At 35.5% G+C, this 11,853-nt stretch carries 8 protein-coding genes; 2 read left to right on the top strand and 6 right to left on the bottom strand.

All coding sequences use genetic code 11. The features are described from left to right. Positions 1-223 precede the first annotated feature (223 nt). From MTP08_RS00680 to MTP08_RS00670, 3 genes are all read right to left on the bottom strand, one after another. A complete protein-coding gene (locus MTP08_RS00680) occupies positions 224-2,419 on the bottom strand; it encodes a glutamine synthetase III family protein (protein WP_209389541.1) in 2,196 nt (731 codons plus the stop codon). 115 nt (positions 2,420-2,534) lie between these two features. Beyond that, positions 2,535-3,443, bottom strand: coding sequence for a T9SS type A sorting domain-containing protein (locus MTP08_RS00675; RefSeq protein ID WP_243576639.1), 909 nt, complete (start codon positions 3,441-3,443; stop codon positions 2,535-2,537). Between the two features lie 48 nt (positions 3,444-3,491). Beyond that, on the bottom strand, positions 3,492-4,319 hold the full coding sequence (locus MTP08_RS00670) for a hypothetical protein (protein WP_243576638.1): 828 nt from the start codon (positions 4,317-4,319) through the stop codon (positions 3,492-3,494). A gap of 244 nt (positions 4,320-4,563) precedes the next feature. Here MTP08_RS00670 and MTP08_RS00665 point away from each other — a divergent pair, with 244 nt between their 5' ends. Further along, complete coding sequence (locus MTP08_RS00665) at positions 4,564-5,841, top strand: Y-family DNA polymerase (protein ID WP_243576637.1); 1,278 nt, start codon at positions 4,564-4,566, stop codon at positions 5,839-5,841. Between the two features lie 8 nt (positions 5,842-5,849). On the opposite strand, the gene MTP08_RS00660 is transcribed toward MTP08_RS00665, so the two are convergent. Beyond that, a complete protein-coding gene (locus MTP08_RS00660) occupies positions 5,850-6,983 on the bottom strand; it encodes a serine hydrolase domain-containing protein (protein ID WP_243576636.1) in 1,134 nt (377 codons plus the stop codon). An 87-nt stretch (positions 6,984-7,070) separates the two neighbouring features. Between MTP08_RS00660 and MTP08_RS00655 the strand changes: the two genes are divergently transcribed. Next, positions 7,071-8,366, top strand: coding sequence for a M48 family metalloprotease (locus MTP08_RS00655; RefSeq protein ID WP_243576635.1), 1,296 nt, complete (start codon positions 7,071-7,073; stop codon positions 8,364-8,366). A gap of 111 nt (positions 8,367-8,477) precedes the next feature. On the opposite strand, the gene MTP08_RS00650 is transcribed toward MTP08_RS00655, so the two are convergent. Then, positions 8,478-10,004 carry a hypothetical protein gene (locus tag MTP08_RS00650; protein ID WP_243576634.1) on the bottom strand — a complete coding sequence of 509 codons (1,527 nt, stop codon included), beginning with the start codon at positions 10,002-10,004 and terminating at the stop codon, positions 8,478-8,480. A 171-nt stretch (positions 10,005-10,175) separates the two neighbouring features. After that, positions 10,176-11,717 carry a glycine--tRNA ligase gene (locus tag MTP08_RS00645; RefSeq protein WP_243576633.1) on the bottom strand — a complete coding sequence of 514 codons (1,542 nt, stop codon included), beginning with the start codon at positions 11,715-11,717 and terminating at the stop codon, positions 10,176-10,178. Positions 11,718-11,853 lie beyond the last annotated feature (136 nt).

Here is an 11,853-nt window from a genome sequence, read left to right as displayed (position 1 = left end):
TTTAACATATCTATTAAGTATGTTAAAGAAAAACAAACCGCAAGCTCCCATTTATGGCGATCCGGCGGTTTTTTTTATTAAGATTTTTTAACAAAATAGATTTTATCTCTTTTCCCAATCGGGATTTATAATATTTTACCTTTAGCAACACTGTGTTAAACTTCAACAAAAAAAGTTCCCCGGAAAACCGGAGAACCTTCACTAATATGGAACTTTACAGATGTTATCTTGTAAATAACATTTCTCTGTATTTTGTCATTGGCCAAAGCTCATCATCAACCATCATCTCCAAGTCGTCTGATGCATCTCTAATTGTATCGAATAAAGGCTTAACTTTATTACAGTAATCTTCCGCCTGAGTTTGGCTTTCTGTAACAGATTTTGCCGCTTCTCTGGCTTTTATTAAATCTTCTACACCCAACTTAATTTTAGAAACATTTTCAGAAATATTGGTAATTAAACTCATTTGCTCTTTTGCTAAAGATTTGAATTCTTTTTCTCCGAAGATATCTTTCAAGCCTTTTACGTTTTCTATTAATCTGTTCTGATAGTTTAATGCAGAAGGAATGATGTGATTTCTTGCAATATCACTTAAAACTCTTGCTTCAATATCAATAACTGTAGAATATTTTTCCAGTTTAATTTCGTTTCTTGCTTCTACTTCTCTGTGCGTAAAAATTCCCATCTCTTCGTAAAGTTCTAAGAATTTCTGGTCCATTTCCTGCTTTAATGCTTCAGGAGTCGTTTTCAGGTTATTTAGACCTCTTTTTTCTGCTTCTTTAGCCCAGTCATCAGAATATCCATCACCTTCAAACATAATGCTTTTACATTGTTTGATATACTCTCTCAATACATTGAAGATAGCTTCATCTTTCTTAAGACCTGTTTCAATTAAAGCATCCACTTCTTTTTTGAAATCGTTTAATTGTTTAGCTGCAATGGTGTTCATTACCGTCATAGATTCAGCACAGTTTGCAGAAGAGCCCACCGCTCTGATTTCGAATTTATTTCCTGTAAATGCGAATGGAGAAGTTCTGTTTCTGTCGGTATTATCCAATAAAATTTCCGGAATTTTTCCAACAACATTCAATTTTAAATCTGTTTTTTCATCTGGAGAAAGTTTGCCTTCGGTTACTTTTTCAAGTTCTTCTAAAACTCGGAATAACTGGCTTCCGATAAATACAGAAATAATTGCCGGCGGAGCTTCGTTGGCACCCAATCTGTGATCGTTACTTGCTGAAGCGATACTTGCTCTTAAAAGATCGGCATATTCGTGAACAGCTTTAATGGTATTAACAAAGAACGTTAAGAACTGTAAGTTTTTCTTTGGATTTTTACCCGGACTTAAAAGGTTTTCACCCGTGTCGGTTGCTAAAGACCAGTTGTTGTGTTTTCCGCTACCGTTTACACCCGCAAATGGTTTTTCGTGGAATAAAATATGGAAATGGTGTCTGTGTGCGATTCTTGCCATTACATCCATCAACAAAGAGTTGTGGTCTACTGCCACGTTTACTTCCTCAAACATTGGAGCAAGTTCAAACTGGTTTGGAGCCACCTCGTTGTGTCTTGTAGTAACAGGAATTCCTAATTTCATACATTCTACCTCCAATTCTTTCATAAAATTCATTACTCTTGTAGGAATTGAACCGAAATAATGATCATCTAACTGCTGCCCTTTTGCCGGAGAATGCCCCAACAAAGTTTTACCTGTTAAAACTAAGTCAGGACGAGATTGATACAATGCTGAATCTACCAAGAAATATTCTTGCTCCCACCCTAAAGTAGGCGTTACTTTGGTTACGTTTTTATCGAAATACTGCATTACATTGGTTGCAGCTTCGTCTACAGCGTTCAAAGCTCTTAACAGCGGCGCTTTATAATCTAAAGTTTCTCCCGTATAAGAGATGAAAATTGAAGGAATACATAATGTAGTTCCCATAATGAATGCCGGAGATGTAGGATCCCAAGCGGTATAACCTCTTGCTTCAAAAGTGTTTCTGATACCACCATTCGGAAAAGAAGATGCATCCGGTTCCTGCTGAATCAGTAAATTTCCACTGAATCTTTCTATAGCTCTGCCTCCTTCGATGGGAGTGAAGAAAGAATCGTGCTTTTCTGCCGTAGATCCTGTTAATGGCTGAAACCAGTGAGTGTAGTGGGTTACCCCTTTGCTCATTGCCCAGTCTTTCATAGCTACTGCAACCTGATCTGCGATGTGTCTTTGGATTTTACTTCCTTTTTTTACAGCATCCATAATAGAATTGAATGCCTCTTTCGTTAAATATTCTCTCATGGTTTCTTCAGAGAAAACATTTTGACAGAATAACTCTGATAATTTTACAGGAACTTCCACAGAATTATCTTTTCTAAAGTCCTTAAATGGTAAAGTTTCTAACGCTTTGAATCTTAAAGTTGACATATTAGGTTTGATTTTTACGGGGCAAATTTACAAAAAATATATTACAAAATAAAAACACCCCTATTTTTTAAGGGGTGCCTTGAAATTATACTCAATATATATTCTTATTGGATTTCTAATTAACCGTCATTTTAAAAACTTTCAAATTTTTATCGTTTTCATCAAGAATATGAATCATGTAGATGCCGTTTTTCAGGAAGCCATGCATATCAAAATTCTGGGTTTTTGCTTTTTTAGATAGAGGACTTGCCAAAAATCTTCCTGCACTGTCATAAATCTTAACCTTACAGCGTTGCTTTTCTAAAACATTTCCCGACAAGGTAAAATTTCCGTTATTAGGATTATTATAAAGCACCAGATCTTTTAGCAGTTCTACTTCGGAAGTTCCCATTTCAGATTCTTTGGGAGAAAACTTCACCAAATAACCAAAGGGTAAATCTTGTGGGTTTATGGCATTAGGATAAGCTCCGTTAGAGGTTGCAATACCGCTTATTGCAGTGGTAGACCCCCAAAGATACAAATTACCTGCATGATCGAAAGATGTATTTATAGACTCTCCATATATAGAATTTAGATTCTTTGCCCCTCCGAAATAAGAACAGAACTGACGGTTACCACTATCATCGAAACTTGTAAAAAACACATTTCCCCAATAAGAATTATTAGGAGGGGTTGCCAAAAAAGCTCCGGGAGTAGACATATTGTCTGTTCCAAAAGTATTTCCTCCAACAACAATTTTATTATTCCCTAATGCTATTTCCCCACTGCCCAGTATGTCATCAAAGCCATTCCCGCCGAAATAAGTTCCCCACAAACGATTGCCGGTATCATCAAATTTATTCAGGAACAAATCTGTACCTCCCAATATTTGTGTTCTGTAAGTTCCGGGTGTAGCATAATAGCTGCCAACAACACCATCTGCAATTCCGTAGAGATAAATACCATTTTGGTTTACGTTGAAATTAAAAATCCCACTACCAGCTGCACTGGGATTATTTACCCCTATACTGGTTCCCCAAACCAAAGTAGCCGTATCTGCATTAAACTTACAAAGAACTTGGTTGCCGCTGCTTTACTGAAAGGTTCCGGGAGTAACCAAAGACTGTTGTCCACTCAGAGAAAAATCTGTCCAAAAATACAGTCCTCCATTGTAATATGCCGCATAGATAGGTGTTGGAAAATAAGTCCCTATTTGCTTACTTCCTGTTGCCGAAAGCTTTACATAAAAGCCATTTAGACCTGATGGACCAAAGTTGGTGTAATTTTCCTGAAAAACACCGGGGTTGGAAAGCCCTGCAATTTCCTGCTTTACATCTCCCACCACATATACAGCATCGCCATCAGCAAAACAAGATACACTAATAGAGTAAGGTAAATATGTTGCATAGATTACATTACCATTAGGGGCATATTTATACAAAACCACTGTTTTATTGGTGGAACCAACCGGGGATGAAAGCCAGGCACCAGAAGTGGCAAGATTGGGAACCAATCCCGCAAATCGCTTTAATATATATCTATTATTCTGCGCATCTATAGCCATTAACCTTTCAGAACTTCCAGCCACAGTTCCTTTATAAGCACCATACAACTGGGTACCATTGGTTGAAAATATATTTAAAAATTGATTCTGTTGGCTACTATCATAAGCATACCCCCCTGAAGAAATCGCAAATTGATTATGATACGAAGCCGGGTAAACATTATTACCATCTAATGTATTGGCGTTTACAAAAACCTCATCTTGCTGATTAACAATAAATGCTTTAGTATCTACAAGATTCAAAACTTCCGTCCCTCCTCCTCCTACATATGTCCCCCAAGAACGATCGTAAGGGAACGATTGCGCAGAGAAGAAGGAACAAATGAAAAATAAAATAAAGTATACAATTTTTCTCATAGGTGAATATTTAAGGGTTAGGCATAAAATTACAATTTTTTTTTTTTAAGTTGTATGATTAAATATTAGTTTCTTTAAATTTAAGAAAAGCCAATACTACAGCTTTAAGCGACAAAAATCGTCGTATTTAAAAGTATTTAAACCACTAAATACCAATACGTTAATTCAAAAGTTAAAATTTAAATTCAGAACAAAATTTCGTTGAGAAATCTTTAGATTTGTGTTTCTAAAATAACTTTTTCCGATGTACGCTCTGGTAGACTGCAATAACTTTTTTGTTTCCTGCGAAAGAACTTTAGACCCCAATCTTGAAGGTCTACCCGTTGTTGTTCTTAGTAATAATGATGGGTGTGTGGTTTCCCGAAGCAAAGAAGCAAAAGATTTGGGAATCCCCATGGCTGCTCCTGCGTTTAAGTACAAAGAACTGTTTAAGAAACACCATGTAAAATGTTTCTCTGCAAAATTTGAACTGTACAATTTCAAAAGCCAGGAAGTTATCCATATTTCAAAATCTTATGTTGGAGAAAGAGATTATGAAATTTACAGTATAGACGAACTTTTTCTGGATCTTAGAAGCTTTAAATATTTTGATGTCTCTGAGTATTGCATTCAGCTTAAAGAAGAAATTAAATCCAGCACTAAAATCCCTGTAAGCATAGGAATTGCACCAACAAAAACATTGTGCAAAGTAGCCAACAGAATTGTAAAAAAAGACCCCGAAAGATTTAATGGTGTTTTCGCTTTAGACACGCCAGAAAAAATTGAAAAAGCTTTAAAATGGCTCAACATTGGCGATGTTTGGGGAATCGGAAGAAGACTCGCCATAAAAATGCACGACAACGGCGTTCATAAAGCATGGGATTTATTGCAAAAACCAGAAATGTGGGTTCGTAAAGTAATGGGCATTCATGGGGTAAGAATGATTAATGAACTTAAAGGAATCCGCCAGTTGGAACTGGATGTACCTTCGCCCAAAAAGTCGATTGCCGTAACGAGAAGCTTTATGGAAATGCTTACCCAAAAAGAAGACGTTCGGGAACGTGTAGAAACTTTCGGTATGTACTGCTCCGAAAGATTAAGAAAACAAAACTCCTGCTGCACAATGATTACTGTTTTTCTGCAAACCAACCGCTTTAGAAAAGATTTGCCGGAATACAGAAATTCTAAAACCCAGATAATCCCCAACCCTACCAATTCATCTATTCTTATCGGCAGAATGGTAAACGATCTTTTCGAAGCTTTATTTAAAGAAGGATATCATTATAAAAAAGCGGGAGTAATAGTGAACAATTTTGTTCCGGAAGACCAAAGACAAATCAGCCTTTTCGAAAAAGATACTCAAAACCAACATCTTCCAGCGATGAAAGCTATGGATGCCATGAACAAAAAATTCGGAAAAGACAAAGTACGCCTTGGAAGCATGAGCGGTGAAAACACATGGGGAAGAAAACAATTATCTCCGGAATATGAAAAATTTTTGAAGAGCAACACCCTTTCTGAAGCTAATTTCCGATTTCACTGAAATTTTTCTCAAACAAACACTTTCACTGTTTCGTTTACCAAAAACTTTACCTGATCGGGTCTTCCCCTGTCTGTTTTCGGCAGATTTTGATAGCTTCCGGTTCTTACAATAACCATTTTATGCTCAGGAATTATAATAATGTACTGACCTTGTAATCCTAAAAAATAGTAATGCTTTATAGGATTATCATGATTGATCCAGAATCCCATTCCGTAAATTTCTTCAGATTTCTGGGTTGGCTTTCGCATCTCATTGATAAAATCAAGATCTAAAAGTTGTTTGCCTTCAAATTGACCATCATTTAAAAATAACTGTCCGAGCTTAGCAAAATCTCTTGAAGTAGCATGAATGCAGCAATAAGTTTTTTCCATCCCCAAAGAATCTGTACTCCAAATGGCATTATGTTCCATCCCCAAAGGAATCCAAAATTTTTCGGAAAGATAGCTTGCCAAAGTTTGGTTAACCGCTTTTCTCACAGCAAATCCCAAAAGCTGAGTAGTACCACTCTGATATTCGAACCTCTCACCTGGTTTTTCTTTAAATATTCTTCTAAAAGTAGCGTCCATCAGGTTTTTGCCATAATATGCCTTTGCATTGGGAAGAAAAGGATTTTTATAATCTTCTCTCCAGTCTAGACCAGATTCCATTTGTGCAAGATGTCTTAACGTTAAATCCTTGGCAAAATCTCTATTTTTAAATTCATCAAAATAATCTGAAAATTTTTGATCGATATTTTTAATTTTTCCTTCTTCCAGAGCTTTACCAAAAAGCATTACAGTTATTGCCTTTGCCATAGAAAACGAATTGGTAAGCGACGTTTTTTTATAGTTCTTATAATATTGTTCGTGAACCAGTTTCCCGTCTTTTACTACTAAAAAAGAAGCAGTATCAGAGTGTATTAAATCATCAACTATATTTTTAGGTAAAACTGTTTTATTGTAATTTTCTGCAGTTTCCCACGGCTTAGGATCTTTCGTTTCGATATTATTTTTAGAGAAAAAATTGCCGTCATCAATATTGGCACTCGTTTTTCCTTTAAGGTAGGTTTTAGAAATTCCGTTAATCAGATAGCCGTAACCAAGAAGGTGAAAAACCGTTAAAAGTACCGCAAAAATTAAAATAAAGTATAAAAACACCCACATAACTATAGTTTGATATAAAACAAATGTAAGACAAATTTGAAAACTAAAATGAAATGATTTACATTTGTAGACAGTCATCACATCATCATGAAAAAAATCTCTATTTTCTTTTTGTTCTGTGTTTTTTTTATTTCTTTCGGGCAGACTTATAAGCCTTTAGATACGGCAGATTACCCGCAGAGAAAAGAATTTCTTAAAACATTTTCCCTGAACAATGAAAATCTCATCAAGAAAGCTAAAACAGATTTCTCCGGGAAACAAGGGAATGAACTGGCAAAAATATACAAAGAATTCGAGAAAGATTTTGCCGAAAAGGTGCGCGACAAAGATTTTGTTTTCCATTCTGTTTTTAACGAAAAAATAAACAGCCTGATTGCGGGATTGAGAAAGAATAACAGCCAAATTCCACAAGACCTGAAAATCCTCGTTGCCAAAGACAATACACCGAATGCATATTGTTTTGCAGACGGCACCTTTGTAATCAATATGGGACTTTTTTACTGGCTGAATAACGATGAGCAGCTCACTGCGGTAATTGCACACGAATTGGGTCACAGAATTGAAAATCATACCCTGAAAACTTTTGTAAGATTAATTGATCAAAACAAAATGGATCGTCTTGTGGTGCAGAATATAAAGCAAAACAAAGAAAACCGTAATAAAAGAGCTTTTGATGTTCTGAAAAACCGCATTTATAAAAAAGGTATTGAAAACCGAAAACAGGAAATGCAGGCAGATTCACTAGGCTATGTGCTGTTTAAAAAAAGCAGCTTCAAACCCGCTGAATTTGTAAATACTTTGAAAAGGCTTGAAAATTTCGATACTATTTCGCCAAGAACCCTCCAGACTGAAACCTACAAAAAGTATTTTAATCTTCCCAATCAGGCATTCAGAGAAGAATGGATGAAGAAAGAAGATTTTTCGCTCTACAACTATAATCATTTTAAAGAAAAATTAGATAAAGACTCTATACGATCACATCCCGAAATTACGCTAAGAATTAACCAGCTAAAAAAACTTTTTCCGGAGCTCCAGACAGAGATCAAAGATGAAAAGCCATCCGGTTCTTATACTGTTCTCGAAAAAATTGCCAGAATGGAAACCCTGCCCAATTTATTTCATTCTGAAAATTACGGATTAGGAATTTACGCAAGCCTTCAGTTTTTGCAGGACGATGAGGAAGAACGTTATTATAAAGGCTGGCTCGGGAAATGCTTTTCTAAAATTTATGAGGCACGCAAAAATTATAATTTAAACCGATATTTGGACCGTGTAGATCCAAAAAACCAAAGCGAAAGCTATCAGCAGTTTCTCAATTTTATGTGGAACCTGAGTTTGGATGAAATAAAAAATATTGCTGATTATTACAGAAAAGAATCTTAGCTTTTCAATAGTAATTCCCTGGATTTTCAAAGAAAAAAAAACCTAACAGATATTGAGGTCTGCTAGGTTTTTATACTTTAAATATTTATGATCTGAATATTGTTTTTAGAATTAATAATTTAATCTCTCCAAACGAACTTTATTATACTTTTCTTTCTCGTTAAACTCGCGGAGCAGAATGTATCCTTCCTTGGCTACATAAGGTGTTACAACATAATTATCTTTTTGGGAAATAGGGATAACTTCCTGCTTAAATTTTCCGTTGATAATGGTATTGATAAAAAGATTCCATTTTTTTTCTCTTGTTACCTCATCTTTTTGATAATCTCTGAAGAAAAAAACAACATCTTTCCCGTTATTCAGGTATTGCGAAAACAGATAATCGCTGTTTACCCATTTTGATTTTTCTTTTTCAAAAACCTGAACATCCTTTACCTTAAAATCTTTATCGGTATTAATAAATACCAAATCGGTAGTTTTTGGGGCATTGTACTGACCTTCAGGCTTAAATTTTTCTGATAAAATCCCTACGCTTCCGTCACTCATAAAATAAACATCTTTCGTCTGAAGATAATATCCGTTTTCTACACCGCCATCTGCACTTAACCTAGGAATTCGGGCAGACAGATCCGGTTTATAATTTAACGTTTTAAGATCAACATTAAAATTCTTTTTATCAAGCATCAAACGGGCAAAGCCTTTAACGCCTTTTTCGTAGTTTCTGCCTAAATAAACCACTTTATCATCAAATGTTTTATCATTATCTATTTTTCTGCCGTTGGAGTATAATACATCAATATTATAAATTGTCTCCGGCGAAAGCCCGGTAAGAGGCTTGTTGGAAACCTCTTTTCCAGTTTTCATATCCAATATAAGAACCGAAAATGTTTTGTCATCATCGTTTACTTTTCTCAGGATTCCGTAAAGATAGTTTTCATCTCTTTCCAGAATAGTGAGATCAGAAAAAACCTTTTTGCTGCCATCAGTATTATAACTGTACTTCCACATTTGCTTTTTGTTTTCATCAAATCTTATCAGGCTGTTTTTATTAACATATCTACCGTAATCATTGAGTTCCACTGCAAGATAACCACCTTCTTTAATTTCTGATACAGAAGAAATATAATTATAGCCTTTTTCTCTTTTTTCGGCACGGTTTTCCTTTCTTTCCTCCTTAAAGCTTTTTGGCTGAGTAATTTCCACAAAAGTTCCGTTTTCCAGATAGTCATAATATACTTTGGGCTTTACAGTATTGGTTTGCGGATCAATAACCATAGAAACGGGTCTTGTGGCATCTTTAGAGAAAGCCTGAAGGTAATTGAATTCTGATGGCTGAAGAATTATCTGGCCTTTAAAATCTACATAACCATAATAATTGGCGACCAGCATATTGGCTTCAAATTCTTTATTCGCAACAGGATTGAGGTTCTTATCTAACAGTACATACTCAAACTTCTGCATTTTATCATGCGTTTTTCCGTAAGAATAGATTGATACGTAACCGTATAGATTGTCTTTAGTATCAAAAAGGGCATTCATCCCGACATTGGTTCCTGATGCCAACGAAGCCAGATCCTGAGTTTGTGAAAAAGCAAATGTTTGGAATAATCCAAAAATTAAAAAGGAAATTTTCTTCATTCTCTATTATTTTAATCCAAATGTAATAAATTAAGTTAAAATCTGAATATCTGACAAAACATTTCTTCACCTGATGTTAAAGAAAATATAAGTATTGTACTGCATTAATATCAAATATCATCATTCACTCTTACCAACAAAGAAAAAGCCCTGATTTCTCAAGGCTTTAATTTATATTTTAGAAAGTAAATTTCTGAAGTTCGTTTTCTCATCAATAATTCTTCTCAGCTCAGAAACAGGAACCCTTTCCTGAACCATAGTATCTCTGTCTCTTATCGTTACTGTATGATTGGTTAAAGAATCGTGATCTATGGTGATACAGTAAGGAGTACCAATGGCATCCTGCCTTCTGTAACGCTTTCCGATGGCATCTTTTTCTTCATAGAATAAATTGAAATCATATTTCAGATCATTGAAGATTTTTTCTGCATATTCTGCCAAACCATCTTTTTTCATCAACGGAAGGATAGCTGCTTTAATTGGTGCTAAAGCCGGTGGTAAAGATAAAACCGTTCTTTCTGAACCATCTTCCAACACTTCGTCTTTAAGGCAATGAGAAAATATGGAAAGGAATAATCTATCTAACCCCACTGAAGTTTCTACAACATAAGGAACATAGTTTTCATTTCTTTCCGGATCGAAAAACTGAAGCTTTCTTCCTGAGAATTTTTCATGTGCCTTTAAGTCGAAATCTGTTCTTGAGTGAATACCTTCCAATTCTTTGAACCCGAATGGGAAATTAAATTCAATATCAGCTGCAGCATTTGCATAGTGAGCCAATTTTTCGTGATCATGGAATCTGTAGTTTTCATCACCTAAACCTAAAGCTTTATGCCAATTCAGACGTTTTTGTTTCCATTGTTCGTAGAAATCCAGTTCTGTGCCCGGAGCAACAAAAAACTGCATTTCCATTTGCTCAAATTCTCGCATTCTGAAAATAAACTGTCTTGCAACAATCTCATTTCTAAACGCTTTACCAATCTGTGCAATACCAAAAGGAAGCCTATGACGTGAAGTTTTCTGAACATTCAAAAAGTTAACAAAAATTCCCTGTGCCGTTTCCGGTCTCAAATAAAGATCCATCGCAGAATCTGCAGAAGCCCCCAATTTAGTTCCGAACATTAGGTTAAACTGTCTTACTTCCGTCCAGTTTTTAGAACCGGTATCAGGATCGGCAATTTCCAGCTCTTCAATTAATGCTTTTACATCAGCCAAATCTTCATTTTCAAGAGACTTTGCCAATCTGGAAAGAATTTGTTCTCTTTTTGCTCTGTATTCCAAAATTTTTGGATTTGTAGCTACGAACTGATCTTTATCAAAAGCATCCCCAAATCTTTTTGCCGCTTTTTCGATTTCCTTATTTTCTTTGTCTTCAATTTTAGCACAATAATCTTCCACCAAAACATCCGCACGAAAACGTTTTTTAGAATCTTTATTATCAATCAATGGATCGTTGAAAGCATCTACGTGTCCTGAAGCTTTCCATGTTGTAGGATGCATCAAAATCGCAGAATCAATACCTACAATATTTTCGTTAAGCTGTACCATCGCTTTCCACCAATATTGTTTGATATTATTTTTGAGCTCTGCACCGTTTTGCCCGTAATCATAAACAGCGGATAAACCATCGTAGATCTCACTGGAAGGGAAAATAAAACCATATTCCTTAGCGTGGGAAATCACTTTCCTGAAAACATCTTCTTGCTTTGCCATAAATTTTTCGTCTTATCTGCAAAAATAGTGAAAAAGCGGGAAGTTGGAAGATGGAAAAGAGAAGTTTTTAACTTTAAAATTTTTAGGAGCCGGGAACCTGCTTTCCGTTTCAATTCCTCGCTCGGGCAGCTCCGCT

The sequence above is a fragment of the Chryseobacterium oryzae genome (assembly GCF_022811665.1).
Taxonomy (GTDB): Bacteria; Bacteroidota; Bacteroidia; order Flavobacteriales; family Weeksellaceae; genus Chryseobacterium; species Chryseobacterium oryzae.
Note: the sequence above shows the minus strand (reverse complement) of the source record. Positions and strands in the feature narration are given on the sequence as shown.

Bases quoted from the DNA above. Each gene is read 5' to 3' on its own strand.
- MTP08_RS00665 (WP_243576637.1), top strand. From the start codon at position 4,564: ATGTACGCTCTGGTAGACTGCAATAACTTTTTTGTTTCCTGCGAAAGA.
- MTP08_RS00680 (WP_209389541.1), bottom strand. From the start codon at position 2,419: ATGTCAACTTTAAGATTCAAAGCGTTAGAAACTTTACCATTTAAGGAC.
- MTP08_RS00650 (WP_243576634.1), bottom strand. From the start codon at position 10,004: ATGAAGAAAATTTCCTTTTTAATTTTTGGATTATTCCAAACATTTGCT.
- MTP08_RS00645 (WP_243576633.1), bottom strand. From the start codon at position 11,717: ATGGCAAAGCAAGAAGATGTTTTCAGGAAAGTGATTTCCCACGCTAAG.
- MTP08_RS00655 (WP_243576635.1), top strand. From the start codon at position 7,071: ATGAAAAAAATCTCTATTTTCTTTTTGTTCTGTGTTTTTTTTATTTCT.
- MTP08_RS00660 (WP_243576636.1), bottom strand. From the start codon at position 6,983: ATGTGGGTGTTTTTATACTTTATTTTAATTTTTGCGGTACTTTTAACG.
- MTP08_RS00670 (WP_243576638.1), bottom strand. From the start codon at position 4,319: ATGAGAAAAATTGTATACTTTATTTTATTTTTCATTTGTTCCTTCTTC.